General features: G+C 69.9%; 27 protein-coding genes, 1 tRNA gene and 2 pseudogenes. 20 read left to right on the top strand and 10 right to left on the bottom strand.

All coding sequences use genetic code 11. The annotated features are described in order from the left end of the window. The first annotated feature begins 28 nt into the window (after nt 1-28). Nucleotides 29-346, top strand: coding sequence for a hypothetical protein (locus tag EAD98_RS23925; protein ID WP_121656243.1), 318 nt, complete (start codon nt 29-31; stop codon nt 344-346). Between the two features lie 193 nt (nt 347-539). Then, a complete protein-coding gene (locus tag EAD98_RS23920) occupies nt 540-1,754 on the top strand; it encodes an amidohydrolase family protein (RefSeq protein WP_121656242.1) in 1,215 nt (404 codons plus the stop codon). A 211-nt stretch (nt 1,755-1,965) separates the two neighbouring features. On the opposite strand, the gene EAD98_RS23915 is transcribed toward EAD98_RS23920, so the two are convergent. The 3 genes from EAD98_RS23915 to EAD98_RS23905 all read right to left on the bottom strand — a co-directional run bounded on the left by EAD98_RS23915 (nt 1,966) and on the right by EAD98_RS23905 (nt 4,603). Continuing rightward, nucleotides 1,966-2,523 carry an MBL fold metallo-hydrolase gene (locus EAD98_RS23915; protein ID WP_199723521.1) on the bottom strand — a complete coding sequence of 186 codons (558 nt, stop codon included), beginning with the start codon at nt 2,521-2,523 and terminating at the stop codon, nt 1,966-1,968. A 602-nt stretch (nt 2,524-3,125) separates the two neighbouring features. Next, nucleotides 3,126-4,100: a TDT family transporter gene (locus EAD98_RS23910; protein WP_121656241.1), complete on the bottom strand. Its 975-nt coding sequence runs from the start codon at nt 4,098-4,100 to the stop codon at nt 3,126-3,128. Nucleotides 4,101-4,216: 116 nt separating this feature from the next. Then, on the bottom strand, nt 4,217-4,603 hold the full coding sequence (locus EAD98_RS23905; RefSeq protein WP_158609837.1) for a DUF302 domain-containing protein: 387 nt from the start codon (nt 4,601-4,603) through the stop codon (nt 4,217-4,219). Nucleotides 4,604-5,186: 583 nt separating this feature from the next. On the opposite strand from EAD98_RS23905, the gene EAD98_RS23895 reads away from it, so the two are divergent. From EAD98_RS23895 to EAD98_RS23860, 8 genes are all read left to right on the top strand, one after another. Continuing rightward, a complete protein-coding gene (locus tag EAD98_RS23895) occupies nt 5,187-6,017 on the top strand; it encodes an FkbM family methyltransferase (RefSeq protein WP_233583947.1) in 831 nt (276 codons plus the stop codon). 305 nt (nt 6,018-6,322) lie between these two features. Beyond that, on the top strand, nt 6,323-7,324 hold the full coding sequence (locus tag EAD98_RS23890; RefSeq protein WP_121656237.1) for a LacI family DNA-binding transcriptional regulator: 1,002 nt from the start codon (nt 6,323-6,325) through the stop codon (nt 7,322-7,324). Nucleotides 7,325-7,448: 124 nt separating this feature from the next. Next, nucleotides 7,449-9,125 carry an ABC transporter substrate-binding protein gene (locus EAD98_RS23885; protein WP_121656236.1) on the top strand — a complete coding sequence of 559 codons (1,677 nt, stop codon included), beginning with the start codon at nt 7,449-7,451 and terminating at the stop codon, nt 9,123-9,125. A gap of 78 nt (nt 9,126-9,203) precedes the next feature. Next, nucleotides 9,204-10,361, top strand: coding sequence for an ABC transporter ATP-binding protein (locus tag EAD98_RS31905; RefSeq protein WP_121656235.1), 1,158 nt, complete (start codon nt 9,204-9,206; stop codon nt 10,359-10,361). Next, nucleotides 10,358-11,335 carry an ABC transporter permease gene (locus EAD98_RS23875; protein WP_121656234.1) on the top strand — a complete coding sequence of 326 codons (978 nt, stop codon included), beginning with the start codon at nt 10,358-10,360 and terminating at the stop codon, nt 11,333-11,335. Before EAD98_RS31905 ends, EAD98_RS23875 begins: the two co-directional genes overlap by 4 nt. Before the next feature lie 3 nt (nt 11,336-11,338). Further along, nucleotides 11,339-12,376 (top strand): ABC transporter permease, encoded by a 1,038-nt coding sequence (locus EAD98_RS23870; RefSeq protein WP_199723520.1) that lies wholly within the window; start codon nt 11,339-11,341, stop codon nt 12,374-12,376. Continuing rightward, nucleotides 12,373-13,371: an ABC transporter ATP-binding protein gene (locus EAD98_RS23865; protein WP_121656232.1), complete on the top strand. Its 999-nt coding sequence runs from the start codon at nt 12,373-12,375 to the stop codon at nt 13,369-13,371. Before EAD98_RS23870 ends, EAD98_RS23865 begins: the two co-directional genes overlap by 4 nt. Nucleotides 13,372-13,418: 47 nt before the next feature. Further along, on the top strand, nt 13,419-14,831 hold the full coding sequence (locus EAD98_RS23860) for a GH1 family beta-glucosidase (protein WP_121656231.1): 1,413 nt from the start codon (nt 13,419-13,421) through the stop codon (nt 14,829-14,831). A gap of 111 nt (nt 14,832-14,942) precedes the next feature. Here EAD98_RS23860 and EAD98_RS23855 read toward each other — a convergent pair. Beyond that, nucleotides 14,943-15,731, bottom strand: a pseudogene (locus EAD98_RS23855) (ROK family protein); the annotation flags it as partial. 847 nt (nt 15,732-16,578) lie between these two features. Here EAD98_RS23855 and EAD98_RS23845 point away from each other — a divergent pair. Further along, nucleotides 16,579-16,908, top strand: a complete 330-nt coding sequence (locus EAD98_RS23845; protein WP_121656298.1) for a helix-turn-helix transcriptional regulator — start codon at nt 16,579-16,581, stop codon at nt 16,906-16,908. Then, a complete protein-coding gene (locus EAD98_RS23840) occupies nt 16,908-17,624 on the top strand; it encodes a cation transporter (RefSeq protein WP_121656299.1) in 717 nt (238 codons plus the stop codon). The genes EAD98_RS23845 and EAD98_RS23840 overlap by 1 nt, the downstream gene beginning before the upstream one ends. A 262-nt stretch (nt 17,625-17,886) precedes the next feature. Here EAD98_RS23840 and EAD98_RS23835 read toward each other — a convergent pair whose 3' ends face one another. Continuing rightward, nucleotides 17,887-18,336, bottom strand: coding sequence for a MerR family transcriptional regulator (locus tag EAD98_RS23835; RefSeq protein ID WP_199723519.1), 450 nt, complete (start codon nt 18,334-18,336; stop codon nt 17,887-17,889). Here EAD98_RS23835 and EAD98_RS23830 point away from each other — a divergent pair. Then, entirely contained in the window at nt 18,335-19,105 is a 771-nt protein-coding gene (locus tag EAD98_RS23830) for a methyltransferase domain-containing protein (RefSeq protein WP_121656230.1), read from the top strand. The genes EAD98_RS23835 and EAD98_RS23830 overlap by 2 nt on opposite strands. Before the next feature lie 174 nt (nt 19,106-19,279). Here the strand turns inward: EAD98_RS23830 and EAD98_RS23825 are convergent, their stop codons facing one another. Continuing rightward, a complete protein-coding gene (locus EAD98_RS23825) occupies nt 19,280-19,855 on the bottom strand; it encodes a DinB family protein (protein WP_121656229.1) in 576 nt (191 codons plus the stop codon). A gap of 49 nt (nt 19,856-19,904) precedes the next feature. Here EAD98_RS23825 and EAD98_RS31045 point away from each other — a divergent pair, with 49 nt between their 5' ends. Together EAD98_RS31045 and EAD98_RS30760 are read left to right on the top strand one after the other, a co-directional pair. Then, nucleotides 19,905-20,075: a hypothetical protein gene (locus tag EAD98_RS31045; protein ID WP_158609836.1), complete on the top strand. Its 171-nt coding sequence runs from the start codon at nt 19,905-19,907 to the stop codon at nt 20,073-20,075. A gap of 617 nt (nt 20,076-20,692) precedes the next feature. After that, nucleotides 20,693-20,992, top strand: a complete 300-nt coding sequence (locus tag EAD98_RS30760; protein WP_147457476.1) for a hypothetical protein — start codon at nt 20,693-20,695, stop codon at nt 20,990-20,992. A gap of 711 nt (nt 20,993-21,703) precedes the next feature. On the opposite strand, the gene EAD98_RS23810 is transcribed toward EAD98_RS30760, so the two are convergent. Continuing rightward, the gene (locus EAD98_RS23810; RefSeq protein WP_233583946.1) at nt 21,704-22,285 is read right to left on the bottom strand and encodes a GNAT family N-acetyltransferase; all 582 of its coding nucleotides are present in this window, start codon (nt 22,283-22,285) and stop codon (nt 21,704-21,706) included. 169 nt (nt 22,286-22,454) lie between these two features. Here EAD98_RS23810 and EAD98_RS23805 point away from each other — a divergent pair. Beyond that, nucleotides 22,455-22,628: pseudogene (locus tag EAD98_RS23805) on the top strand (transposase); the annotation flags it as partial. Nucleotides 22,629-22,665: 37 nt separating this feature from the next. Here EAD98_RS23805 and EAD98_RS23800 read toward each other — a convergent pair. Next, nucleotides 22,666-23,334, bottom strand: coding sequence for a class I SAM-dependent methyltransferase (locus tag EAD98_RS23800; RefSeq protein ID WP_121656226.1), 669 nt, complete (start codon nt 23,332-23,334; stop codon nt 22,666-22,668). Between the two features lie 61 nt (nt 23,335-23,395). Between EAD98_RS23800 and EAD98_RS23795 the strand changes: the two genes are divergently transcribed. Continuing rightward, the gene (locus EAD98_RS23795; RefSeq protein WP_121656225.1) at nt 23,396-24,034 is read left to right on the top strand and encodes a TetR/AcrR family transcriptional regulator; all 639 of its coding nucleotides are present in this window, start codon (nt 23,396-23,398) and stop codon (nt 24,032-24,034) included. Nucleotides 24,035-24,078: 44 nt separating this feature from the next. Here EAD98_RS23795 and EAD98_RS23790 read toward each other — a convergent pair whose 3' ends face one another. Next, a complete protein-coding gene (locus EAD98_RS23790) occupies nt 24,079-24,678 on the bottom strand; it encodes a uridine kinase (protein WP_121656295.1) in 600 nt (199 codons plus the stop codon). Nucleotides 24,679-24,879: 201 nt separating this feature from the next. Here EAD98_RS23790 and EAD98_RS30755 point away from each other — a divergent pair, with 201 nt between their 5' ends. Both EAD98_RS30755 and EAD98_RS23785 read left to right on the top strand, forming a co-directional pair. Further along, nucleotides 24,880-25,134, top strand: a complete 255-nt coding sequence (locus tag EAD98_RS30755) for a hypothetical protein (RefSeq protein ID WP_147457475.1) — start codon at nt 24,880-24,882, stop codon at nt 25,132-25,134. Continuing rightward, entirely contained in the window at nt 25,131-25,397 is a 267-nt protein-coding gene (locus EAD98_RS23785; protein ID WP_147457474.1) for a hypothetical protein, read from the top strand. The genes EAD98_RS30755 and EAD98_RS23785 overlap by 4 nt, the downstream gene beginning before the upstream one ends. Here the strand turns inward: EAD98_RS23785 and EAD98_RS23780 are convergent. Continuing rightward, nucleotides 25,379-25,462: transfer RNA gene (locus tag EAD98_RS23780), tRNA-Leu, on the bottom strand. The genes EAD98_RS23785 and EAD98_RS23780 overlap by 19 nt on opposite strands. A gap of 234 nt (nt 25,463-25,696) precedes the next feature. On the opposite strand from EAD98_RS23780, the gene EAD98_RS23775 reads away from it, so the two are divergent. Next, on the top strand, nt 25,697-26,367 hold a 671-nt coding region (locus tag EAD98_RS23775; RefSeq protein WP_147457473.1), incomplete at its 3' end, for a tetratricopeptide repeat protein.

Below are 26,367 nucleotides of genomic sequence, written 5' to 3'. Positions count from 1 at the left end.
CGTCCTGAGACCGATCGAGCGGAGCAACATGGAGACCCCCGCCGCCGGCACCATCGTGGACACGGCCGCCGTCGGGAAGAGGTGGGTGCCGGCGTTCGCCGGCCGAAAGGTGCCGCGTTGGCTGGTGGCGGGCCCCGGGTTCTTCGTCGGCGCCGGCCTCACCACATACTTCGGCATCGGCGGCATGACCGCCTGGGCCACCGGCAACAACATGGACGGGGCAGCCTGGTTCCTGGTGATCGTGCTACCGGCCTACACCCTGTGGGGTCTGGGCCTGCTGGTCGCCGCCACCTCGTACCTCAGCCGGACCAGACCCGAGTGCGCGCTGCACCGAGCGAGCCATTGATGGCGCCGCCGTCCACATCGGCCCCGGTGGCCCCGTTCCTGCCGTTGCGGCTGGAAACAGGGGGCCAAACACTCTGGGGCGTCGGACTGCCGGAGGCTTCCACGTCGTACGTCAGGCTGGCCAGAGCCCGTGTTCGCGGAGCGCCGTCAGCTGAGGGTCTGGCCGAAACGGTTCAACTTGGCGGGGAGGATCGATGACGAAGCAGGCTGTGCGGGCGGCGCGGATGTTCGACGGCGAGCAGCTGGTGGACGGCGGAGTGCTGGTCCTGCTGGTCGACGGGCGCATCGCCGACGTGCACCGGGGTCGGGCCGAGGTGCCGGAGGGCTGGCCGGTGCGCGAGGAGCCGGACGGCACCGTGTTACCCGGCTTGATCGATGCGCATGTGCACCTGTGCGCCGATGCTGGACCCGACGCTCTCGGCCGGCTCGCCGAGCGTCCCGAGCCGGACCTCGACGCGGTCATCGAGGCGTCACTGCGCTCGCACGTGGCGGCCGGCGTCACGACGGTTCGGGACCTGGGCGACCGGCGCGGCGCCGTGCTCCGGTGGCGGGACCGGGAGGTGCGCGACGATCTGCCGACGGTGGTGGGGTCGGGCGCGCCGGTCACCAGCGTCGGCGGGCACTGCTGGTCGATGGGAGGCGAGGCGAGCGGCGTCGACGGGATCCGCGAGGCCGTGCGGCTGAGAACGGAGACCGGCGCTGACCTCGTGAAAGTCATGGCAAGCGGTGGGGTGTTCACTCCCGGCACCGACACCACCCGGCCTCAGTTCACCGACCAGGAGCTGGCCGCCGCGCTGACCCGGGCGCACGACCTGGGCCTGCCGGTGACCGCACACGCGCACGCGCTCAGCGCGGTCGAGCAGGCGCTGCGCGTCGGTGTCGACGGCATCGAACACTGCACGTGTGTGACCGCGACCGGCGCCCACGTCCCCGACGGGCTCGCGGACCGCCTGGCCACGTCCGGGGTGGCGGTCTGCGCCACGCTCGGCACCGACCCGGCCGTGGTCACGCCACCGGAGGTGGTGGCGATGGCGGCGCGGCTCGGGCTCAGCGAGGCCGCGCTGCGCGACGGCCTCACCACCCTGCACCGGGCTGGGGTCCGCCTGGTGGCCGGCTCGGACGCGGGCCTCGGCCCGGCGAAACCGCACGGGATCCTGCCGGAGACACTCGTCGAGTACGTCGTGTGCGGCATCCCCGCCACCGCCGCCCTCGCCGCGGCCACCTCGGTCGCCGCCGAGGTGTGTGGCCTCGGGCGGAGCAAGGGCCGCGTCCGCCCCGGATTCGACGCCGACCTACTGGTCGTGAACGGCGACCCGACGAGCGACGTCACAGTACTGCGCCGCCCGCTCGCCGTGATCCGCGCCGGTGAGCAGATGATTGATTCCGGGGGATCTGCCAAAAACACCTGACCGGCACAGACTGAGGTCGCAGACGACGCATGTGCCGCCGGCATGAAGGTCCGCGAGAGGGTGGTCGAGTCCGCCCCATCGTCAGATCGACAGCCGGTGCCCCCCGGCTACCTCTGGCCACAGCGATGGTCTCAGCGCATGGCCGTTCACGTCCCACTTCGGTCGACGGCTTCCTCGCCCGCGCCGGGCTGACCCTCGAACCCGACCCAACCTAGGCTTTCCCGCGCAGGTAGTTCTCGGCCAACTGGCGAAGGCGCGTCCTGTCGAAGCTCTGCCCATGGCCGGGATGGACGACGGACACGTCGAGGTCTGCGAGAAACTCCATGCTTCGCCGGTAGGCGGCCACGTCGGAGTTCGGCAGGTTGTCGATCAAGGCACCCTCGTAGATGACGTCACCGGAATATAGGGTCCCGGTGCGCTCCTCCAGCACGGCGACGCTTCCCGGGGTGTGGCCGGGAAGGTGCAGCACAGTCAGTACTCGCCCGCCCAGGTCGATCCGGTCGCCGTCGTCGAGCAAGCGGTTCAGGGTCATCGGTTCGACGCGGTAGGTGGCCGGGTCGTAGCCGGGACCGGGCAGGACGTCGATCAGGAGCTCCGGGACGGGTTCACCCGCCGCGTCGATCCCGAGTTTGTCGTAAAGCTCCGCGCCGTACAGGCTCGACGGTATCCCCGCCGCCAGGAGCCCCGCCTCGGCGCGATGGGCGGCCCGGTCACCGAACTCCGGCGCCCCGCCGACATGATCCAGATGCGCGTGGGTGAGCAGGACCATCGATCCCGCTCGAACAGGCCCGGAATCGCCTCCCGCAACGCGACGACACCGAGCCCGGCGTCGACCACGACGTCACGATCGTCGCCGCGCAACCACCAGAAGTTCGCCGACACCAGCTCGTTGACGTGCGGTTCCGAGATCCGGATGACGTCACCACCCACTTCGATCCGCGCATACCACTCGACCATGTCCACACCGACCTACTCGACGATTCCCACTTACACCGGGCTGTCCCTCCACTCCCATACAACTGGACCGTTGAAGGTCTGCACTCCCCCGTCAGAGGGAGCGCGTCACCCTGTTGCCCACAGCTGTACCGAACGGAAGTCGACGCTGTTGTCGGGCCCGACGCCACAGTGGTCGCCGGTCGCTGCGGCGAGGGTGTCCGGGTTTCGCACGTCAGGCGATCTTGCCGGTTTGGGTCAAGGTGCGGGCGATGTCGGCGAGTCTGCCATTCCGACTGACGTCCGCGGCGGGCGCGCGAGCCGACGGGACCTTGCGGGAGATTCCACCAACGGAACGCCCCTGCGTACGGCCTGGTCGCTGCCGCGGCACTGGAACGGCTGGACCGGGGTTGCTGACCCGGCCCGGCGCACCGGTGTTCAGCGGGCCGGTCGAGTGGGTGCCGGAGCCGGTGGCAGCAGTTGCCCGCGGGCCGCGGCGACAACCGTCCGGACGGCGATGCCGCCGATCAACACGGTGATCGCGGCCAGCACCAGGTACGCGTAGACCCGGTGCCCGGACGGCCGGGTGTCGGCGATCCAGTGCAACGTGGTCGTCGCCACCGCCGCGAAGGGGAACGTGAACGCCCAGAACGTGGGGACGAACGACAAGCTCAGGTACGCGGGGAGGAGCCGGACCTGCGTGAGGACCATCAACAGCCCATAACCGGTAACCAGAGAGACGACAAGGTCGGTCCGCGCACCATTGAGAGCAAACAGCGCCACGGCGGCCAGCGCAGGGGGCGCCACCTCGATAGCCAGCGTCGGAATCAGCGCTGGGGGCAGCGGCGGCCGGAAGAACAGCCGGTGGAGCGTCAGCGAGCCGATGACGAGCCAGCAGACGAGCCCGAGTCCCAGCATGAGCAGCGAGAGCAGGCGCTGCCCGACGGCGGCGGCGCTGGCGGAGGCGACGAGTCCACCGGCCACGGTGGGCAGGAAATAGCCGGGGTGTACGCGGTCGAGGTCGAGCGGGCCGTAGATCCATTGGCCGGTTATCCAAGCACCGAACAGCACGGTGAGGACCAGGAACACGTCGACGACGATTCGGGCGGCACCGAGGTGGTGCGGCGCGAGGCCCTGGGCGGCAAGCGGCATCGGCGTGATCACCGCGAGCGAGGCGAATGGGGCGAGCGCCGGATCGAGCAGGTCGGCAACGAGCGCGCGGCGGACCGACAGGGTGTAGGCCACGTAGCCCGCCGTGGCGGCCAGCCAGACCACCGCCGCGAGCGCGAGCAGGGCGTCGCCGACCCAGGTCGGCGCGTTGCCTTTGCCCGCCGCGACGCCCCAGCTGCCCGCCAGGCCGGCCAGCCCGAACGGGATGCCGAAGACGGTCGGCGGGACACGGACGGAGGCCATCGGCACCTCTCCTGCTCGGGGCTTGGGCCCACACTGCCGACGCTCACCGTCGCCAGCGACGAGCGGTGCCAGGGTGGCCTCTTGCGGGCTGTTTGGGCGGCCGAGTCGCGCCGTGCTCAGCGGCCGTCGACCGCAGAGACGATCTTGGCCGGGGCGTTCAGGGGTGCGAGCTGATCCTCGCCCAGTCCGTACCGCTGAGCGAGGTACGCGGGGTCCTGCCAGGTCACCAGCGAGCCGGGCTGGCCGTCGTCCCGCACCATGAGTCGCATTGGCAGGTCGATGGCGATCTCGGGACGGGCCTGCATGAGCGGAGTGCCCGCCTGCGGGTTCCCGAAGATGATTACCTGTGTGTCGGGCATACTCAGCCCGGCCTTGCGAGCGGCCGCCGCATGGTCGACCACGGCCGCCACCGCAGCGCCCATGCGTTCCGCCTCAGCCCGTAGCGCAGAGATCGTCTCTCCGACATCGTAGGCGCTCCGCCTGGTCACCAATCCGTCGTTCACGGCCGACCCCCGCTCACCGTGTCGCTGGCGAATCCATCTCATCCTGCCCGCAACCGAGGCCGATTCGGAGAGGATTGCCGTAGAACGGCAGCCGTTACGCCCCGGCGGCAAACTGCCGGCCGTGACCACACGTGACGCCGGTTGGGGGGGCGAGGGGGCCTTCAGAAAGAAGACCTGCGCGGCCTCGACAGCAATTCGAGCACCGGATGCCGGTACTCGCCCTTGGGAGAGCGGACCGGGCTACTCCTCCGGGACGCGCGGCCCAACCTCGCCCCGCTTCAAGTGCTCCGCGTTGCGGTCGGCTTCACTGTCGGCGTGCGCCGCCCCGGAGCCCGGGTCGGTCGTTCGGCGTCCCTCGGCGTCCTGATACACCTCGCCGGTCTCGAGGGCTCTCTCCTGCTGACTCTGCTCAGGCGTGGTCATAGACACCCAACTACCCTTCGGCCCGCACCAACAAACGGTCACACCTGCTGGTCGACCGCCGCCTCCGTGAGGAGGACGTCGACCCGAGCTGTCGCCAGACGATGGCTACGGTCCCCGCCTACGCCGCCCAGGAGGCTGGGTATCCGGGGGTGCCCGGGCAATGGACGCGAATCACCCTCGCGTTGCTCCGGACGCGACTACGGTCAGACCAGTGGTCGATGACCTCAGCGCGGTGGAAGCACTCAAGGCGGACCCGACCCTGTCCGGGTTGCGCCGCTCCCTGGAGGCGTACTACGGCGACCCGGCCCGCGAGGCGGCCATGGACGCGTTCTACGCGCCCCTGATCCGCCCAGGAGACCTGGTCTTCGACGTCGGCGCGCACGTGGGCGACCGGCTCGGCAGCTTCCGGCGGCTGGGCGCCCGCGTGGTGGCCGTCGAGCCGCAACCGCTCTGCACCCGGGCCCTGCGCGCCCTCTACGCGGACGACGACCGGGTGACCGTGGTGGAGGCGGCGTGCGGTGCGTGCACCGGGCCGGTGCGGCTGCACGTCAACTCGGCGAACCCGACGATCTCCACGGCGTCGGCGGGTTTCCTGCGGGCTGCCGAGGGGGCCGGCGGCTGGGAGGACGAGATCTGGGACGTCGAGATCGAGGTGGCCGGAACCACACTCGACACCCTGGTCGCGGCGCACGGCGTGCCGGGCTTCGTGAAGATCGACGTGGAGGGATTCGAGGACGCCGTGCTGGCCGGGTTGAGCCGCCCCCTGCCGGCGCTGTCCTTCGAGTTCACCACCATCGAACGGGACCTGGCCGCGCACTGCCTGGACCGGCTCACCCGGCTGGGCTTCACCAGGTTCACCGTGGCGCTCGGCGACGAGATGGCGTTCGCCCTCGACGGCTGGCGGCCGGCGGGCGAGGTGGCGGCGTACCTGCGGGCGCTGCCCCACGAGGCCAACTCGGGCGACGTCTACGCCCGCACCCGGCCCGCCTGAGCCGCCTGGCGGACGTCAGGCAGCGGCGAAGGCGGCGAGCCGGTCCAGGCCGGCCGGTTCGGTCATCGGATCACGGTAGGCGCCGGCACGCCCCGCGGACGACCCGGCTTCCTCGCATCGACGCTGGCCACACCCTGGATCGGCCGCGCTGTCCACGGGCACTTTTTTCAGGTGTCGAACTTAGCCATGTTTCGTTACCCGGCCGTTATTGACGTGACCGCTGCCACTTCGGTTGACTGCGACGGAACCGCTTCCGCAACCGGTTCCGAATCAACGCCCTCACCCCTTCGACCCGGGAGCGTGACGTGCCGATCACCATCGCCGACGTGGCCGCCCGCGCGGGGGTGAGCAAGACGACGGTCTCCCGGGTGCTCAACGGCAAGGGCGAGGTGGGCGTCCGCACCGCCGACCGGGTCCGCGCGGTCATCGACGCCCTCGGGTACGTGCCGAGCGCCCGCGCGGTCGGGCTGGCCCGCGGGAGTACCCGGGTGGTCGGCATGCTGGTGCCCGCCCTGACCTGGCCCTGGATGGGCGAGGTGCTCCAGGGCGCGGCCGACGTGGTCGAGGCGGAGGGGTACGGCATGCTGCTGTTCACCTGCACCCACGGCGACGAGTCGATGCGGCGGTTCGCCTCCCAGGTCTCCGCGAAGTCCTTCGACGGCCTGCTCGTGGTCGAGCCGGAGGGCACCCTCGACTACATCACCGAGCTGCACGAGCGCGGCCTGCCGGTCATCCTCATCGACGACCGCGGCCACCAGCCCGGCTTCCCGTCGGTGCGCACCACCAACGAGTCCGGCGCGCGAGCCGCGGCGGCGCACCTGCTGGCGCACGGGCGGAAGCGGCCGCTGGTCGTCACCGGCCTGAGCCGCTTCGGCTGCACCCGGGAGCGGCTGGCCGGCTTTGCGGACGGCTACGCCGACGCCGGCCTGCCCATCGACCCCGCCCTCGTCGTGGAGGGCGACTTCACCTTCGAGTGCGGGCGGGTCGCGGTGGAACGCCTGCTCGCCGGCGGCGTGCCGTTCGACGCCGTCTTCGCGCACAACGACCTCTCCGCCGCCGGGGCGCTCCAGGCGCTGCGCGACGCCGGCCGGCGGGTCCCGGACGACGTGGCGGTGGTCGGCTTCGACGACCTGCCCCTGGCCGGGCACACCCACCCACCGCTGAGCTCGGTCCGCCAGCCGTTGTGGGAGATGGGGGCGGCCGCCGCCCGCACCCTCATCGCCCACCTCGCCGGCACGCCGCTACCGGACACTCCGACCGTCATTCCCACCACCTTCACCGTCCGTGCCTCGACCGGCGCCACCTGACCTCTCCACCGCTCGTCCACCACCCATACCGGCGGGAGCAACCGCGCCCACCGGTGGCAACACCGCACACCCTCCATCCACCACATCCCGCTCGAGGATTGCGGGAGCACCGAGGGAGACCTCCATGAGAAGAAGGCAGTTCCTCGCCGTCGCGCTGGCCGGCGCGATGGCCACCGGCGTCGCCGCGTGCGGCGACAGCCCGAACGCGAACAAGAAGAACGACCAGGCTGCCACGGTGCTGAACGTCGGCATGCCGAACGGCCCGCAGGCCGAGAACAACAACCCGTTCCTCACCACGTCCGCCGCGGCCTCGCTGGGCTACCGCTGGCAGATCTTCGAGCCGCTGATGATGTGGAACCCGGTGAAGCCGGCCGACCCGTTCAAGCCGTGGCTGGCGACCAAGGCCGAGTGGTCGTCGGACTACACCTCGGTCAAGGTCACGATCCGGGACAACGCCACCTGGTCGGACGGGCAGAAGGTCACCGCCGAGGACGTCGCCTTCACCTACAACCTGGTCAAGAAGTACCCGGCGCTCAACGACCAGGGCGTGCCCTACACGGACGCGACCGCCAGCGGCAACGAGGTCACCATCAAGATGGCCAGCCCGCAGTTCGTGAACCAGCAGAAGGTGCTGTGGCGGGTGCCGATCGTGCCCAAGCACATCTGGGAGAAGATCAGCGACCCGACGACCGACACCGTCAAGCAGCCGGTCGGCAGCGGCCCGTACACCCTGAAGTCGTTCACCCCGGCCAGCATGACCCTGGCGGTGCGCGACAGCGGCTACTGGCAGGACCTGCCGAAGGTCAAGGAGCTGCGCTACACGTCCTACACGGACAACAGCGCGCAGACCACCGCCCTGGCCAACGGCGAGTCGGAGTGGAGCTTCGTCTTCATCCCCAACTACCAGGCCGTCTTCGTGGCCAAGGACCAGGACCACCACAAGGTGTGGGCGCCGGCGATCCTGGGCATCCACGGCCTCTACCTCAACACCACGAAGAAGCCGTTCGACGACCCCACGTTGCGCCGGGCCATGAACATGGTCATCGACCGTGCCGACATCTTCACCACGGCCGAGGCCGGCTACTTCCACCCGCAGGTGAAGAGCGTGACCGGCCTGCCCAGCCCGGCCGGTGACTCGTTCGTCGCACCCGAGTTCAAGGGCCAGGAGCACAAGGTCGACGTCGAGGGCGCCAAGGCGCTGCTGACCGGCGCCGGCTACAAGCTCGAGGGCAACGTCCTCAAGGACAAGACCGGCAAGGCCGTCACGCTGAAGCTGACGGACCCGGCCGGCTGGTCCGACTACCAGACCAGCCTGGAGATCGTGAAGGACAACCTGTCGAAGATCGGCATCGCCGCCACGGTCGACAAGGCCAACCAGGACGCCTGGTTCCGCAACGTCGAGCAGGGCAATTTCGAGGCGACCTTCCGGTGGACCGAGGGCGGCGCCACGCCGTACGACATCTACCGGACCATCATGGACGGACGGCAGCTCAAGCCGATCGGCACCGCCTCCCCCGCCGGCAACTTCGGCCGCTTCAACAACAAGGAGGCGACCGACGCCCTGGTCGCCTACGCGAACGCGACCGACGAAGCCGCGCGCACCACCGCGATGAACACGCTGCAGAAGATCTTCGTCGAGCAGATGCCGATGATCCCGGTCGGCGCGGACAACATCGGCGGCGCGTACAGCACGAAGAACTGGACCGGCTGGCCGGACGACTCGAACCCGTACGGCGCCATGCAGCCCACCCAGCCCAACGCGCTGGACGTGGTGCTGCACCTGAAGCCCGCCAACGGCTGACCTCGCCAACCGCCTCCCCGGCCGGCCGGCTCCCGGCCGGCCGGGGAGGCGCACCCCACGCTCAGACAGGAACTCGGCATGACGTTGAGCGAGAGCGCGGCGGCGCCGGCCGACGAGGTGGTGCTGGAGGCCGTCGGCCTGACCAAGCACTTCCCCGTCCGCAGGCGGCTGCGTAACCTCTTCTCCCGGACGCCGGCAGTCGTGCACGCCGTCGACGACGTATCGTTCGCGCTGCGTCGCGGCCGGGTGACCGCGCTGGTCGGGGAGTCCGGCTCCGGCAAGTCCACGGTGGCCCGGCTGCTGGCCCAGATCTACCCCCGCACCGCCGGCGACCTCCGCCTGCACGGCACGTCGACCCGGGTGCGCGGCGGTCGTCCGTTCCGGGCGTACGTGCGGCGGGTCCAGCTGATCCTGCAGGACCCGTTCGCGTCGTTGAACCCGGTGCACACCGTCCGCTACCACCTCACCCGGTCGCTGCGGATCCACGGCAACGCCGGGCGCGGCGCCGAGGAGCTGGACGCGGCCCTCGGCAAGCTGCTCACCCGGGTCAGCCTCACCCCGCCCGAGCGCTACCTGGACGCCTTCCCGCACGAGCTCTCCGGCGGCCAGCGGCAGCGCGTCGCCATCGCCCGGGCGCTCGGCGCCGACCCGGAGGTGCTCCTCGCCGACGAGCCGGTCTCCATGCTCGACGTCTCGATCCGCCTCGGCGTGCTCAACCTGCTCCAGGACCTCAAGGAGCGGCTCAACATCGCCATCCTCTACATCACGCACGACATCGCCTCGGCCCGCTACTTCGCCGACGAGACGATCGTGATGTACGCGGGCCGGATGGTCGAGGGCGGCGACAGTGAGACCGTCACCCAGAACCCGGCCCACCCGTACACCCGGTTGCTCACCGATTCGGCGCCGGACCCCGACCGCATCACCGGCGCCGGCGTCGACGCGGCCGCCAGGGAGGACCGCGGTCAGGGCGAGCCGCCGAGCCTGATCACCCCGCCCGCCGGCTGCCGGTTCCACCCCCGGTGTCCGCACGCCATGCGGCGCTGCACGGTGGACCTGCCGCCACGGCTGACCATCGGCGACCGGCCCGGTCACTGGGCGGCCTGCTGGCTCTACGACCCGGTCACCGTCGCCGCGGACACTCCCGGCTCCGCCGCGCCCGACGCCGATCCGGCCGTGCCACCGCCCCCGGCGGCGGTCGAGCGGGACGCCGCTACCCAGGGGGAGACACGATGAGATTCCTCCTGCAGCGCACGGCCTTCTACCTGTTCACCGCGTGGGCGGCCATCACGCTCAACTTCTTCATCCCGCGGCTGGTCCCGGGCGACCCGGTGCAGGCCCTCATCTCGCGCAACCAGGGCCGGATCAGCGCCGACGCCATCGAGTCGCTGCGCGTGCTGTTCGGGCTGGACGCGAACGAGAACGTCTGGGAGCAGTACCTGCATTACTGGGGACAGCTCCTCCACGGTGACCTGGGGCTGTCGTTCACCTTCTTCCCGGCGCCGGTGTCGACGGTGATCGGCGACAGCCTGCCGTGGACGGTCGGCCTGGTCGGCATCACCACGATCATCAGCTTCCTCGTCGGCACCGCGCTCGGCGTCGGCGCCGGCTGGCGGCGCGGCTCCTGGGTCGACGGCCTGCTGCCGGCCACCACGTTCCTGTCCTCGATCCCGTACTTCTGGCTGGGCCTCGTCGCCATCGCCGTGTTCGCCGGCCCGGGAAGCTTCTTCCCGTCCTCCGGCGGCTACGAGGCGGGCCTGGTGCCGGCGTTCGACGGGTACTTCATCCCGAGCGCGATCCAGCACAGCATCCTGCCCGCCGCCACCATCCTGGTCTCCTCGATGAGCGGGTGGATCCTCAGCATGCGCAACATGATGGTCACCGTCTCCTCGGAGGACTACATCACGGTCGCCCACGCGAAGGGGTTGTCCGAGCGCCGGGTCGCCCTCAGCTACGCGGCCCGCAACGCGCTGCTGCCCAACGTCTCGGGCTTCGCCCTGTCGCTCGGGTTCATCGTCGGCGGCACGCTGCTGGTGGAGATCGTCTTCTCCTACCCCGGGCTCGGCTACCAGCTCTTCCAGGCCGTTGGCGCCAAGGACTACCCGCTGATGCAGGGCATCTTCCTGATCATCACGATCTCCGTGCTGGTGGCGAACCTGCTCGCCGACGTCGCGTACCTGCTTCTCGACCCGCGGACCCGAAAGAGCTGAGCGATGACAATCTCACCGTCAAGCATCGAGCAGGTCATCCCCGGTCAGGGGGCGATGGCCCAGCCGTCGGCCGCGCCGGGCCGGGCCAAGCGGCGCCGGTTCCGGTTCATCGCCAACGCCAAGGCCGCCACTGGGCTGGTCATCCTCGGCATCTACTGCCTCTTCGCGGTGATCGGGCCGTGGGTGGCGCCGTACGACCCGGACGCGCGCAGCGGCGACGTGCTCCAGGCGCCGTCGCTGCGGCACTGGTTCGGCACCACCCACCTCGGTCAGGACATCTTCAGCCAGATCCTGGTCGGCGCGCGCAGCGTCATGGTGGTGGGACTGGTGGCCGGCGTGCTGGCGACGATCCTGTCCATCCTCATCGGAGTGACCGCCGGCTACATCGGCGGCGCGGCCGACGAGGGCCTGTCGGCCCTGTCCAACGTGTTCCTGGTCATCCCCGCGCTGCCGCTGATCATCATCGTGACGTCGATCGTCGAGCAGGCCAGCGACACGCTGGTCGCGCTCATCATCGGCTGCACCTCGTGGGCGTGGGGCGCCCGGGTGCTGCGCGCCCAGACATTGTCCCTGCGGCGCCGCGACTACGTCGAGGCGGCCCGGGCCACCGGCGAGCGGCCGTGGCGCATCATCCTGTTCGAGATCCTGCCGAACCTCACCGCGATCATCGCGTCCGGCTTCGTCGGCACCGTCATCTTCGCCGTCATGTCGGAGATCACCCTGGCCTTCATCGGCATCTCGTCGATCTCGTCCTGGAACTGGGGCACCATCCTGTTCTGGGCCCAGGGCCAGCAGGCCCTCGCGCAGGGCGCCTGGTGGTGGTTCGTTCCCGCCGGGCTGGCCATCGCGCTGCTCGGCACCGCCCTCGCCCTGATCAACTTCGGCATCGACGAGTTCGTCAGCCCCCGGCTGCGCAGCGCCGGCAGGACCCGGATCCGCACCGCCGACGGCCGCAGCGTGCGGATGCGGGTCGGCTTCACCCCCGTGCTGGCCCCTACCCCGCGTACGGTGCCGGTCCCCCGAGAGGAGGTCGCACCATGACTGATCCGGTCCTGGAGATCCGTGGACTGCGGGTCGACTACGGGCTCGGCGACGCGGCGGTGCACGCCGTCCGCGACGTCGACCTGACCCTGCACCGTGGCGAGGTGCTGGGGCTGGCCGGGGAGAGTGGCAGCGGCAAGTCCACCCTGGCGTACGGGCTGACCCGGCTGCTGCCGCCGCCCGGCGTGGTCAGCGGCGGCCAGGTGATCTACCACCCGGCCGACGGGCCGCCGGTCGACGTGTTGACCCTCAGCCCGGCGCAGCTGCGGAAGTTCCGCTGGGCGGAGACCTCGATCGTGTTCCAGGGTGCGATGAACTCGCTGAACCCGGTGCACAAGGTCTCCACCCAGCTGCTCGACGTGATCAAGGCGCACGACCCGACGAGCACGGCGGCGGGTCGGCTGGCCCGGGCCCGGGACCTGCTCCGCCTGGTCGGCATCGCCGCGGACCGGCTGGACAGCTACCCGCATCAGCTCTCCGGCGGGATGCGGCAGCGGGTCATGATCGCCATGGCGCTGGCGCTGGAGCCGCAGGTGGTCATCATGGACGAGCCGACCACCGCGCTGGACGTGGTGATGCAGCGGCAGATCCTCGGCCAGCTCGCCGAGCTGCGGGAGCGGCTGGACTTCGCGGTGCTGTTCATCACCCACGACCTGTCGCTGCTGGTCGAGTTCTCCGACCGGATCGCCATCATGTACGGCGGCCGGATCGTCGAGGAGGCGCCCGCCGCTCAGCTGTACGGGCGGGCCCTGCACCCGTACACCGAGGGGTTGCTGCACTCCTTCCCGGCGCTGCGCGGTCCGCGCCGCGAGCTGACCGGCATTCCCGGCTCACCGCCGGACCTGCGGGCCATGCCGGAGGGCTGCGCGTTCCACCCGCGCTGTCCGAAAGCGTTCGACCCGTGCGACAAGAAGGTGCCGGCACTGGGTGCCGCCGAACCGGGCCGGGACGTCGCCTGCTGGCTGCACCCGGTCGCCGCCGGGGGCCCCCGCTGACCCCCGCTCCCCGTCCGACCGAACCACCCGCAACCGCGAGGAGAACCATGGACACCGACCTCACCCGCCCGACCACCACCGGGCAGGCCGACCCGATCGACACCCTCCCGCCGACCTTTCGGTGGGGGGTGGCGACCTCGTCGTACCAGATCGAGGGTGCGGTGGCCGAGGACGGCCGGACGCCGTCGATCTGGGACACCTTCTGCCGGGTCCCCGGGGCGGTGGCCAACGGCGACCACGGGGACGTGGCCTGCGACCACTACCACCGGATGCCGCAGGACGTCGCGCTCATCGCCGACCTGGGCCTGGACACCTACCGCTTCTCGGTGGCCTGGCCACGGGTGCAGCCGGGCGGGCGCGGGCCGGCCAACCGGGCCGGCCTGGCCTTCTACGACCGCCTGGTGGACGAGCTGCTGGGCCGCGGGGTCGACCCGTGGGTGACGCTCTACCACTGGGACCTGCCGCAGGAGCTGGAGGACGCGGGCGGCTGGCCGAACCGGGACACCGCCTACCGGTTCGCCGACTACGCGGAGCTGGTCTTCGGCGCCCTCGGCGACCGGGTGAAGACCTGGACCACGCTGAACGAGCCGTGGTGCTCGGCGATGCTCGGGTACGCGTACGGCAACCACGCCCCGGGCCGGCGGAACCTGGGCGACGGGATCGCCGCGGCGCACCACCTGCTGCTCGGGCACGGGCTGGCGGTGCAGCGGCTGCGTGCGGCGGCGGCCACCCCGATCGAGCTCGGCCTGACCGTCAACCTGTCCACCGCCGACCCGGCCACCGACAGCGCGGCCGACCGGGACGCCGCCCGGGCCGCCGACGGGCTGGGCAACCGGCTCTACCTCGATCCGGTGTTCCGTGGCTCCTACCCGCAGGACGTGGTGGCCGACCTGGCCGCCGAGGGTGTCCGCATCCCGGTGCAGGAGGGCGACCTGGAGGTCATCTCCGCCCCGATCGACGTGCTCGGCGTGAACTTCTACTTCGGGCAGGTCCACTCCGGGTTGGACGAGCAGGGCCGGGACCGGGACGAGCACGGCAAGCCGGTGCGCCGGGTGATCCGCCGGGACCTGCCGCGCACCGCGATGGACTGGGAGATCGTGCCGGAGTCCTTCACCGAGCTGCTGGTCCGGCTGCACCGGGACTACCCGGGCGTACCGCTGGTGATCACCGAGAACGGGGCGGCCTTCGACGACAAGCCGGACGCCGACGGGTTCGTGGCCGATGACGACCGGGTGGCGTACCTGACCGAGCACCTGCGGGCGGTGGCCCGGGCCCGGGAGGCCGGCGCGGACGTGCGCGGCTACTTCGCCTGGTCGCTGCTGGACAACTTCGAGTGGGCGTACGGCTACGACAAGCGGTTCGGCATCGTCCGGGTGGACTACGACACCCAGCGGCGTACGCCGAAGCGCAGCGCGCAGTGGTACCGCGACACCGTCCGGCGGGTGCGCGGGGAGCGCTGACCCGGCCGCTCGGGTGACCTTGGCGCCGTCGCGCAGCAGCCGGGCCATGGGCAGGGTGGCCGCGCCCATCGCGACCGCGTCCGGTCCGAGCCGGCACAGCTCGATCGAGGTCTGGGCGTACGGCTGGCGCAGCGCGTGCCGCGCGGTGACCTCGCGAATCTGCGGCAGGTAGCGCTCGCCCAGGGCCAGGCCGGCCCAGCCGCCCAGCACCACCCGCTCGGGGTTGAACAGGTTCACCAGGTTCGCCACCCCGGCGCCGAGGTAGCCGACCGTCTCGTCGAGCACCTTGGCGGCGGTGCGGCTGGTGGCGCGCAGCAGTTCGCCGAAGGCGGTCTCCTCGTCGCCACCGGCCGCCGGGCGACCGCGGTTGGCCTGGCGGAACCGGTCGAGCACCCCTTCCGCCCCGACGTACGCCTCGAGGCAGCCGAGGTTGCCGCAGCGGCAGCGGCGGCCCCCGTACACGATGGTGGTGTGCCCCCACTCGCCGGCGCTGCTGTGCGCGCCGCGGTAGCCCACGCCGTTGGCCATCACGCAGGCCCCGACGCCGGAGCCGACCAGGGCAACGACCGCGTGCCGGACGTCGCGGCCTGCACCGAACCACATCTCGGCCTGGCCGAGGGTCTTCGCGCCGTTGTCGATGTGCACCGGGATGTCGGTGCCGGCGCGCAGCATGGCGCCGAGTGGCACGCCGTCCCAGCCGAGGGTCTGCGCGTGCACCACGGCGTCGGCGGCGCGCTCGACGGTGCCGGAGACGGCGACGCCGAAGCCGAGCACCGCCGCCGGGTCGATGCCGGCCTGCTCGATCACCGCGGTGAGACCGTGCAGCAGGTGGTCGGTGACCTGCCGGGGGTCGGGCTCGGCGGCGGCGATCGGGTACTCCGCCTTGGCGAGGGCCGTCATCGCCAGGTCGAAGAGTTCGACCTGCACCCGCGTCTCGCCGACGTCGGCTCCGACCAGGTAGCCGTAGCCGGGAGCGACCCGCAGCAGCACCCGCGGACGGCCGCCGTCGGACTCGACCAAGCCGGCCTCCTCGACCAGGCCCTCGGCGATCATCTCGCCGACCAGGTTGCTCACGCTGGCCAGGCTCAGCGCGGTGGACTGCCCCAGCTCGTGGCGGCTCAGCGGGCCGTCCAGCCAGATCCGGGTGAGCAGGACCGACCGGTTGGCACGACGCATGTCGCGCACGGTGGTGCGTCTGGCGTCCACGTCCGCCGCCATCCTCTCCCGGCCGCCCCGGCGGCCTGCTTCACGCCGTGAACCAAGTGCTGACACATTACTGCGAATTCACATTTAACAGAGTTAACTGTCACGTCCGGCGCTTTGATCAGGAGGTATGGCATGCGACTTGGACGTGGGTTGCTCGCCGCGCTCGGCGGCGTCGCGCGGCTCGCCGCACCGGCTCGCCGCCCCGCAGACGGCCCCGTTGGCCTGCTCCGCGCCGGCCTAGGGCCAGGTCGCGTTTCAGAAGTCGTCGAGCTCTTGCATCGACCCGCTGTTGTCTAATGTGCCGACCGTGAACTGTTGGGTGTGTGACAACAATGACCGGTTTGACGCGCTGCCGGAGTGGGAGCGGATCGCTGCAGATGAGTACTGGCGGGTGGCGCATGCGATCGACACCGCACTGCCCGGATGGCTGGTCCTCGTCCCACGCAGGCATGTCGCCGGACCAGCGCACTCGCCCCGTCAAGGCTTGCGGGCAGAATAGTTCAGTGTCGCGTTTATTCATCATTGGATGTATCGTTAGGTGGTGAAGACGCTGACGCACGGACAGGTCCTGGCCCGCTTCGGTCATGCGCTGTCCGACCCGGTCCGGGCCAGGCTTCTGCTCGCGCTGCGCGACGGCCCCGGCTATCCGGCCGACCTGGCCGACCTGCTGGGCACGAGTCGGCAGAACCTGTCCAACCACCTGGCGTGCTTGCGTGGCTGCGGCCTGGTCGTCGCCGTGCCGGAGGGCCGCCGCAGCCGCTACGAGCTCGCCGACGCCCGGCTCGCGCACGCCCTCGGGGACCTCCTCGGCCTGGTCCTGGCTGTCGATCCGGCCGCCTGCCCGTCCGCCGAGTCCGAGGAGTGCTGCTGATGAGCGGGGCACTGCCGCTCGTGTCGCTTGGCCCGTCACCGGCCCGACGGTCGATCCTGATTCGGCGGGTGCGCCTGTTCGTCGCCGCGACGATCACCTACAACATCGTCGAGGCAATCGTCGCGATCACCGCCGGGACGATGGCCTCCTCGACCGCGCTGATCGGCTTCGGGCTCGACTCCGTCATCGAGGTGGCCTCCGCCGCCGCGGTCGCCTGGCAGTTCTCCGGCCCCGACCACGAACGGCGGGAACGCACCGCGTTACGCATCATCGCGCTGTCGTTCTTCGCTCTTGCCGCCTACGTGTCCGTCGAATCGGTGCGCGCGCTGGTCGGCGCCGACCGCGCAGAGCACTCCACGATCGGTCTGGTCCTGGCTGCGGTGTCCCTGGCGGTCATGCCGGTGCTGTCGGCTGCGCAGCGCCGCGCGGGACGGGAACTCGGCTCAGCCTCAGCGGTCGCCGATTCCAAACAGACCCTGCTGTGCACCTATCTCTCCGCGGTGCTGCTGGTCGGACTGGCGGTCAATTCGCTCTTCGGCTGGTGGTGGGCCGACCCGGCCGCCGCCCTCATCATCGCCGCAGTCGCAGTCAAGGAGGGTCGCGAAGCCTGGCGCGGCGACACCTGTTGCGCCCCCGGTGCCGCCCTGCGCTCCCCCGCCGCAGACAGCGACGGTAACGCCTGCGCCGACGGGTGCTGCACTACCGACAACGATTGAGCCAATGTTGGGTGGTCGTCGACGCGTTGCAGACTCCGCCCGCGACCGCGTGACGGTGGGACGTCGTACAGGTTCTTGTCGTTGATCCCCGGACCTCCCCGACAGCCGTCGGCACCCCCACCTGTAGGTGCCGACCGGGTTGTTCCTGCTGCCCTCGGCGAGTAGCCGTACCAGCTGGGCCCAACGCTCGATCAGTGGAGCGTCGAGCACCGCCTTCTCCGCCAGCATCCGACTGAATTCCAGCGCTGCGGCTAGATGGGCGTCACACGGGCGCGTCGAGGCCGATGCGTTCGGCCACCATCGCCTGGAAGTGCGGGCACCGGGTGATGTCCTCGTGATCGCACGCGAGTGCGCAGTCGATCAGTTCCAGTGATGCCTGGGCCTGCGCGATCCGCTTGGCCAGCTCGGCTCGGTGCCGCCGCAAGGTTGCTGTGCGCTGCGTCGGGCCCTGCGCGACGAACATCTGCCGGATCTCGTCCAGGGCGAACCCGGCCTCCTTCGCGCGCAGGATGACCGCGATCTGGTAGAGGTGGTCCGGGCCGTAGCGGCGACGGCCGGCCACCGCCCGCGACGGTGACAACAACCCTACGGACTCCCAGTGCCGCAACACGTGCGGGGCGAGACCGAATCGGCGAGCGATCTCGCCGATGCTCATCGAGCCAGGATTGACGGTTGACGTCATGTCGACATTAAGTAGCAGCGTGATGTGCATGTCAACGACCCCTGATCCCACCAGGCGGACCGACAGCGCATCGTTGATCCGGCTACTCGATGTCGCCGACGCGCTGCCTGGCGCCGCCGCGCTGCGTGCACGCACCTTCGACCTGCTCGCACTGCCGGCAGACGCGGCGGTCGTCGATGTCGGCTGCGGTACTGGCCGTGCGGTTGCCGAACTCGGCGAACGAGGCGCGCGACCAATAGGTGTGGACCTCAGCGACGACATGATCGTCTTGGCCCGGCAGCGCTGGCCCGAGGTCGACTTCCGCATCGGCGACGCGTATGCGCTGCCCGTGCCGGACGCCGCTGTGGCCGGATACCGGGCGGACAAGCTCTTCCACAACCTGGCCGACCCGGCCCGGGCGCTCACCGAGGCACGGCGGGTCCTCACGCCAGGCGGCCGCATCGTCCTAGCGGGACAGGACTGGGACACCTTCGTCATTGACGCCGATGACCCAGCGCTGACCCGCACGATCGTCCATGCCCGCGCCGACCTGGTCACGAATCCACGGGCAGCTCGCCGCTACCGCAACCTGCTGCTGGAGGTTGGCTTTGCCGACCCCACGGTTGAGGTGCACACCGGTGTGTTCACCGACGCGATGATGCTGCCGCTGCTCAGCGGGCTTGCCGACGCCGCGCACGCGACCGGAGCGATCACCCGCGAGCAGCACAGGGCATGGACCGCCGATCAGGCCCGACGAGCGCAAGAGGGCAGATTGTTCCTCGCGATCCCGCTGTTCATCGCCTCGGCACGCCGCCGCTGAGGCACTCCGTTTCGTGGATCAGCCAGGACTTCCCGAGCTGGGTGCGGTACGCCTCGTCGACGTCAACAACACGTCCGTGGTACTTCGTCGACAAGGTCCCCCGTCTTCACGGCTGACAGTTCGCGCCTTGAGGCTCGCCTGCCTGCACCTCTGTCCTACAGGACAGATGCCTGATCAGTCGCCGCCCGCCCCTTCCTGCGCAGCCTGCTCGATCTTCGCCCGGTACGCCTCGCGGGCCGCCGTGTCGATCTGCTCCTCGTACTCAGACCTCAACCCGGTGCGGCCATCGAGTTGCTCACGCAGGATGTCCGCGTGTCCGGCATGCCGGGTGGTCTCCTGAAGGACGTGGATCATGATGGCGAACAGCTTGACGTCCGGCCGCGACCACCACGGCACGTGGCCGGGCGCGTCGAGGGGAAGCGCGTGAATCGTCGCGTCCGCATGCGCCCAGGCACGCTGATAGAAGTCGATGATCTGTTCGCGGGTCTCGCCCGGGGTCACCCACAGGTCGCTGCCGTCCGCGTCCTGCCATCGCCCCAGCGCATCCGGGGACGGGCGGCCGAAGACCTCACCGAAATACCAGGCCTCCAACGTCGCCATGTGCTTCACCAGGCCGAGGAGGTTGGTCCCCGTCGCTGTCAGGGGACGCCGGATGTCGTATTCGGACAGGCCGTCGAGCTTCCAGACCAGTGCCTCCCGGATCCCCTTGAGCCGGCCATGCAGGCAGTCCTTCGCGAAATCATCGATCATGGAACACGAGCTTGCCATCCAACAGCGAGCGGAACACTTCAGGGACCTCATGATTGATCTACTGCGCAGCCTGCCGGCGCCGGATTGCAGGGCCAGTACAGCCACGGCGCCGCCTACTACCGCTGCCGTTTCCCGGGGGTACGTCTTCGCCAACGAGGTCGACACCTCCGGCAACGTCTACCTGCGCGAGGACGCCCTCAGCGACCCCCTTGACCAGTAGTTGGCATCCGCGTTCGCCCCGGACCACCTCGAACAAACGATCAGGACCATGACCGATGCCCAACCAGGGGATGAGCTCAGGCCAACCACGGCCGCAGCCCGGGCCACCATCACGGCCTGTGGCACGAAGCTCGCGCAATACAGGGCTGCCCTTGACGCCGGCGCAGATCCCGCCGCCGATGACGCTCAGCGCAATTCTGAAGCTCGCGCAAATCTAGCTGCGCTCGTGAATGGAGCCGGCGAAGGCAGCGAAGTCACTGCCGTTCGTCGGCGTAACGCGGTCCAGCGGTGAACCAACAGAATCCCAACACGTCGTGGTTATCGTCTGGACCTGAATCAGACAGAACATCGTCGATGGACGAGGAACGTCGATGCCCCCTGGCACATCGACCAACATCACGAGGATGGGAACTCAGAATGAGAAGACTCAAACGGCTGGCGACCGGGCTGCTGTCGGCGGCGGCGGTCTTGTCCACGTCGGTTGTGGCGGTTCAACCGGCAGCGGCCGCGGCGGCCGCAACGGTCTCCCGGGTCGAGCAAGTGTCGCTTGACGTCACGCAATGCAATCGGACGAACCACCATATTTACGTAGTTCGGGGCGCCCAAACAGGCGGGTCGATGTGTGGACCCGGATACTTCCTCGTCAACGCCTACTGGTCGGACGGGCACCAGGAGACGTTCATCATCGGTTGGGACCAGGCTGTCTGGCAGACCTACTCCAACCCCGCGCGTACGACATGGATCCCGTGGCGCTCCATGGGCGGAGGGTTCATCGCCGGGCTCGACACGAGGAATCCCCTCAACCCCCTGACAATCCGAGGTTACGGTTTGAACGGCAAGCGCTACTGCAAGACGTACACCGGCGTCAGTCCAGGCTGGCCGACGAACTGGAGCTTGTGCGACCCGCTCAGCTCGTAATAGCTGTGGTCCGCTCGTTCAACCCATCCGGGGTGTCGCGCTCGGCCTGCACGACGACATCGAGCACGGAGTCACCGGCTGCCCCGGACAGGGCAGCCGGTACTACCGGGTTTGGTTGTCGAGCGGCGCCCAGTTGCTGAGCGGCCCGGCGAACGAGGTCTGCCAACGGTGGTACGGCTGGCCACCACGCCACCAGAGCACCCGCGTCGGCAGCTGGCGCGGCTAGATCATGCACCGACGAATGCTCGTACCGCTCGACCGCGACCACGAGAGCAACGTGCCGGCCACCCGGGCTCGTCACCGCCGCACACTCGCGAGAAAGTGTTCAATCAATCGGGCCTGCTGATCGTCAGACACGTTGGAACCTTCTGGGTACGGTCGCCGGTGGCCAGTTCGACGCTGCGCGCCGCCGACCGGGAACGGGACAGCCAAGACGCGATCGTATGAACGACCGCACGCTCGCGATTACGTCGGCCGGTTCATCCCGTCCTGGGCATAGCCCCTTACCGGGCACTGACATCGACAACGCACACCTGCCGAACGGCGCCCAGCTACGCATAGCGATGGCCGCACCGGCCGCTTACGCGTTCGATCAGCGGCAGATCAGTGCGTCTCGCCGGCGCTGTCGAGGTGGATTGGCAGGACTGCGGCGGTCGTCATGGCCAAGCCGCGCGCGATGCTGCAGGGCGACCACCAGGGCCTGTGTCGAAGTCACAGGCGGTCGCGCCGCGGCGTGACGGCAGGCCGGCCGGAGGGGGCGAGGTCGATGCGCCAGTCGTTGCTGCGCATCAGGGAGCCGCTACCCGGCGGGTACTCGAAATCGCAGGGGCCGAGGAGAGTGAAGCCAAGGCGGTGGCAGATCGCGTTGGAGGGGGCGTTTTCGACTGAGGGGAACGCGTGCAGGCTGTGGGGCGCGTCGGAGTGGCAGGCAGTCTCGCGGATGATGGTGATCAGGGCGGTGCCGGCTGCGGAGGCAATGCCTCGGCCCTGGTAGGGCGGTAGGACGTTCCAGCCGGTCTCGTAAATCTGCTCGCCCTGCCAGTCACGCTGGTGGTAGGCGATGCTGCCGACCATCTCGTCGCCAAGCAGCACGGCGAACATGCAACCGCGCCCAGTTGCCGGCATGCCAAGGTATCGGCGGTGCCGGGCAAGCAGTCGTTCCTCCGGCTCGGGACCGCCGACGTATCGACGCATCTGCGGAGTGTTGATCCGGCGCAGGAGGTCGAGCGCGGGTTCCGACCAAGGCTCAAGACGAACGTCCATGCCGCGCAGCCTGGCAGGCGTCAGGATCATCTAGCACCTCATTTCGACCGGGGCGACTTTCGCCCGCCTGCACAACTCGGGTCTATGCCGAACCGGCGGTAGCGGGGACCATGAGATCCCGGCGCGTCGGTGATCGATAAATGGCGAGGTCTCCGGTAGATGGTCCATCGACGAAGAAGACCATCAGCACGGAGACCTCGTGGGCACTGTGGCGGTGACGAGGCGGCACGACCTGACCGACGCGCAGTGGGCGGCCCTGGAGCCGGTGTTGCCCGCGGGACGTAGGCCGGGTCGGCCGTCGAGATGGACGAAGCGGCAGCTCATTGACGGGATCCGGTGGCGGATCAGAGTCGGCGCCCCGTGGCGGGACTTACTTGGCGCAAACCACAGAAACCCGCGACCGGAGATTGCTAGGCGTCGCGGCGCAGCGTGAACCAGAAGGTCGGCACCGAGTTGGTGCCCGGTGTGACGTCGATTAGTTCCCAGCCGGGGAACCTGGCGCGGAGCTCGTCGGCTGTGACGCCGGCCGCCCACGACGTGACCTCGGGGATCGGATTGCCGAGCGGCTCGGGGCCGTACCCGAACATCAGCAGCCGTGCTCCGGGAGCGGCGCGGTGGGTGAGCCCGGCGGCGTAGGCGTCGCGGCGGTGCAGCGGGACCCCGCAGTAGCAGCTCAGGTCGAAGAACAGGTCGAAGGGGCCCGGCACGTCCAGCTTGTCCAGGCGGGTGGCGTCTCCGTGCAGCAGCCGTACCGCCACTCCCGCCGCCGCAGCCTTCTCCCTGGCCTGGTGAACGGCGCGGTCGATCAGGTCGACGGCCGCCACCTCCCAGCCGTGCCGCGCGAGGTAGATGGCGTTGGTCCCCGTGCCGCAGCCGAGTTCGAGGGCGCGGCCGGGTGGCAGCGCCCCGTGCCCCTCTACCAGGTCGACCAGTTCGGGTGGCGTCACGCCGGTGTCCCACGGTGGTTTGCCGGTGCGGTAGTAGCCCTCCAGTGCGCGGTGGACAGACTCCTCCTCCGGGTCTCGCTGCGTCGAGGCCAGATCCGGCTCCGGCTTCTGGGTCGCGTTGGGCTGATCCATCGCCGCCTCCAAGAATATAGAGCTGGGCTCTAGTGATACACTCTAGATATAGACTCGCGATATGGACCAAGTCAAGCGGCCGGACAAGCGAGCCGAGCGCTCCCGCCGCACCCGCGAAAAGGTCGTCGGGGCGGCTCGCGAGCTGTTCGTCGCGCAGGGTTACGGGGCGACGAGCCTGCAAGAAGTCGCGGACCGGGCGGGCGTGGCCGTCCAGACGGTCTACTTCGTCTTCGGCAACAAGCGCACGCTGTTCAAGGACGTCGTCGACACGTCCATCGCCGGGGACACCGAGCCGGTCGCCACCATGGATCGTGAGTGGTTTCGCTCCGCGTGCGCCGAACCCACAGCAGCCGGGCAATTGCGCGCGTACGTCCACGGCACCCGCGAGATCCTGAGCCGGGTCGCCCCGATCATGCCGCTGATCGCGGCTGCCGCAGCCACCGACCCTGAGATCGCCGCACAGTGGCCGGACGGCCCCGACCCGCGTTACACGGTGCATTACGCAGCGGCGGAAGCCCTGGCCGGCAAGCCCGACATCCGTCCCGGACTTTCCGTCGAGATGGCGGCGGACCTGCTGTTCGGCCTGCTCAGCCCGCAGCTTTACCTGATCTTCGTCCGCGACCGGGACTGGTCACCGGACACGTGGGAAGAGTGGGCCCGCAGCGCCTTGACCTCCCAACTCTGCGCCGACCCCGGCTAGAGCGGCGGCATGAGAGTGCGGAAGATTGATATTGAGAACGCGTGCTAGGGGCTGATGGGTGGGGCTACGACCAGTTCGGTGTCCGGGTCGTGGGCCATCCGTGAAGGGCCCGCGACGATCAGGGTGGCTCGGAGCCACGGCTGTTCTCGCAGCATGAAGGGCACTTCCTCCCTCAGCCAGTTCGCCACGTGCTCCTGCTGTTCGGACGAGTTGCCGTCGCGACGAACCAGCAAGCGCTCTTGTTCATCAAGATCGCCCTGCAGGTAGAGCGAGGCGTCCAACCACGGGGCGACTTCTTCCCGGATGATGCCGGTGCCCTCGACCCAAACGACGTCAAGGCCGGCGGGAACGGTGATCGATCCGGACCGATCGTGACTGATCCAGGCGTCGGGACGGAAGTCCACCGATTCCCCGCGATGCAGAGGTTGCAGGATGTTCTCGCTGAGTACGGCGCCCCAGTCGAAATAGGCGTGGTTCCAGGCCACGTCGTCGGTGTGCACGATGGCGGAGTGGGGTTCCACCTTTCGCAGCCTCCCAGCCAGGGTCGTTTTGCCTGCACCCCCGCGGCCATCGATGGCGATCAGCCGCGGACGCCCGGTGACGTCTGGTGATGCATCGCGTAGCTGCCGGACGGCGTCGAACACGGTCACAACCCGCCAACCAACGGCCTCGACCTCACCAGGATGTAAGCGCATCGACGGCATGTACCCCCAACGCCAGTTGGGGATGCGGCACCAAGCGACCCGAAAGCGCGTGGGGAACCACGACAGGCAACCGGGTACTTCATCTACCGCCGACCGCTTGACGGGTCAACGTCTGTCATCCGCGGGCTCTCGGCCCGCGGCTTGAAGGCCATCGCCTACCTCGAACGCACCCGCCTCTGGGACCAGGCCGTGTCTGATGCACTGGGGACCTGGTCATGGCTCGTGCGCCACCCCTGGCGTCGCTTGTGGGACCCGACTGCCGGCTGCGGAGTGACGGAGTGCTGTCCGAACCCGCCCGAGGTGCGCTGGATCCTGGACGTCGCCGTCGCCGTCCTGCCTCCGCAGGACGCCCGAACCCTCCGCAAGCAGATCGCGGCCCTGGATGAGCTGTGGTGACCCGCCGCAACGGCTGGTATACACGACGGGCGAACACGGACGCCGCCCCGCGCAGGATGAGCCGAGCAGAAATCACGACCCTGGTGAACGCGCTCGGCGACATCACCACCGTGCTCCGCGACGCCGATCCCGCCGACGAGGCCGAGGCCTACCAGCAGCTAGGCCTCCGGCTGACCTACCAGACAGAAACGCAAACGGTGCGCGCTGTAGTGGATCTCAGCGCGCACCGCGGGGTTATGGTTTGTGTCCGAGGGGGGACTTGAACCCCCACGCCCTATACGGGCACTAGCACCTCAAGCTAGCGCGTCTGCCATTCCGCCACCCGGACTTGCTCGTTCAGCCTACCTCGCCGACCTGGATGATCTTGACACCCGAGGGTCGGCCCAGCGGGCCGCACGGGGAGTTACTGTACACGCCACTCGTGGATCATGCACATCGCCATCCGGCCCCTCCATCGAGGCGCTCCCACCGCTGCTCAGACCGCCTCGCGAGGGGTCACCGACGAACCGCTGAAGGCGTGTCCGGGTAGCGTCCGGCACCCGTCTGACGGCAGCATTGCCACGTGCCCCATCCCTCTCCTCTGGCTGCCGCCCAGCACCGGGCCCTCGCCCTGCGCGCTGCTGGCGACCTCAGCGCCGCCAAGCAGCTGCTCACGGAGGCCGTCGGATCCGCCCGCCCGTCGTACGGCGAGGACCACCCCGAGGTCCTGCACACGGCGCATCTGCTGGCCCGGCTGCACCGGGAGGCGGACGACCCGCTCGCCGCCCGCCGACTGCTGGAGGAGGCCTTCGCCGCGGGCGAGCGGCGCTGGGAGCACTCCGATCCCGCGATGCTCGCGCTCGCCTTCGAACTCGCGGAGGTCGCCGAGGAGCTGGGCAACCGCCACGAGGCCCGCCGCAACTACGCCCGCGTCGCCACCGCCGGACCCGCCGTGCTCGGGGAGCACCACCCGGCGGTACGCGCCGCACGCCACTACCTCGGCGAAGCCGCTCCCGCGCCGGCCGAGCGGCGCCCGGCGCCGCCGGCACCCCGGCTCGCCCCGGATGACCGCTCTCCCGGTCCCGTTCCGGCGGACGATGCCGGGACACGCTCCGCGCTGTCCGGTCCGACGCTCTCCCTGGCGACTCTGGCCGCGATGCGCCCGTCGGCGGGCAGTCCCTCGGCCGCCGCGTCGCCCTGGGCTCCGCCACCGCCGGCCCCGCCCCGGCCCACCACTCCGGCGGTACGCGCACC

The sequence above is a fragment of the Micromonospora sp. CV4 genome (assembly GCF_003667455.1).
Classification (GTDB): Bacteria; Actinomycetota; Actinomycetes; order Mycobacteriales; family Micromonosporaceae; genus Micromonospora.
The sequence above is the reverse complement of the archived record's forward strand: the minus strand, read 5'-3'. Positions and strand labels throughout refer to the sequence as shown.

Coding starts and splice junctions, on each gene's coding strand:
- EAD98_RS23895 (WP_233583947.1), top strand. CDS start 5,187: ATGGACGCGAATCACCCTCGCGTTGCTCCGGACGCGACTACGGTCAGA.
- EAD98_RS23870 (WP_199723520.1), top strand. CDS start 11,339: ATGACAATCTCACCGTCAAGCATCGAGCAGGTCATCCCCGGTCAGGGG.
- EAD98_RS23915 (WP_199723521.1), bottom strand. CDS start 2,523: ATGGTCCTGCTCACCCACGCGCATCTGGATCATGTCGGCGGGGCGCCG.
- EAD98_RS30760 (WP_147457476.1), top strand. CDS start 20,693: ATGTGTGGACCCGGATACTTCCTCGTCAACGCCTACTGGTCGGACGGG.
- EAD98_RS23800 (WP_121656226.1), bottom strand. CDS start 23,334: ATGGATCAGCCCAACGCGACCCAGAAGCCGGAGCCGGATCTGGCCTCG.
- EAD98_RS23835 (WP_199723519.1), bottom strand. CDS start 18,336: ATGCACATCACGCTGCTACTTAATGTCGACATGACGTCAACCGTCAAT.
- EAD98_RS23795 (WP_121656225.1), top strand. CDS start 23,396: ATGGACCAAGTCAAGCGGCCGGACAAGCGAGCCGAGCGCTCCCGCCGC.
- EAD98_RS23840 (WP_121656299.1), top strand. CDS start 16,908: ATGAGCGGGGCACTGCCGCTCGTGTCGCTTGGCCCGTCACCGGCCCGA.
- EAD98_RS31905 (WP_121656235.1), top strand. CDS start 9,204: ATGACGTTGAGCGAGAGCGCGGCGGCGCCGGCCGACGAGGTGGTGCTG.
- EAD98_RS23920 (WP_121656242.1), top strand. CDS start 540: ATGACGAAGCAGGCTGTGCGGGCGGCGCGGATGTTCGACGGCGAGCAG.
- EAD98_RS23865 (WP_121656232.1), top strand. CDS start 12,373: ATGACTGATCCGGTCCTGGAGATCCGTGGACTGCGGGTCGACTACGGG.
- EAD98_RS23910 (WP_121656241.1), bottom strand. CDS start 4,100: ATGGCCTCCGTCCGTGTCCCGCCGACCGTCTTCGGCATCCCGTTCGGG.
- EAD98_RS23885 (WP_121656236.1), top strand. CDS start 7,449: ATGAGAAGAAGGCAGTTCCTCGCCGTCGCGCTGGCCGGCGCGATGGCC.
- EAD98_RS23860 (WP_121656231.1), top strand. CDS start 13,419: ATGGACACCGACCTCACCCGCCCGACCACCACCGGGCAGGCCGACCCG.
- EAD98_RS23830 (WP_121656230.1), top strand. CDS start 18,335: ATGTCAACGACCCCTGATCCCACCAGGCGGACCGACAGCGCATCGTTG.
- EAD98_RS23925 (WP_121656243.1), top strand. CDS start 29: ATGGAGACCCCCGCCGCCGGCACCATCGTGGACACGGCCGCCGTCGGG.
- EAD98_RS31045 (WP_158609836.1), top strand. CDS start 19,905: ATGATTGATCTACTGCGCAGCCTGCCGGCGCCGGATTGCAGGGCCAGT.
- EAD98_RS23825 (WP_121656229.1), bottom strand. CDS start 19,855: ATGATCGATGATTTCGCGAAGGACTGCCTGCATGGCCGGCTCAAGGGG.
- EAD98_RS23810 (WP_233583946.1), bottom strand. CDS start 22,285: ATGATCCTGACGCCTGCCAGGCTGCGCGGCATGGACGTTCGTCTTGAG.
- EAD98_RS23875 (WP_121656234.1), top strand. CDS start 10,358: ATGAGATTCCTCCTGCAGCGCACGGCCTTCTACCTGTTCACCGCGTGG.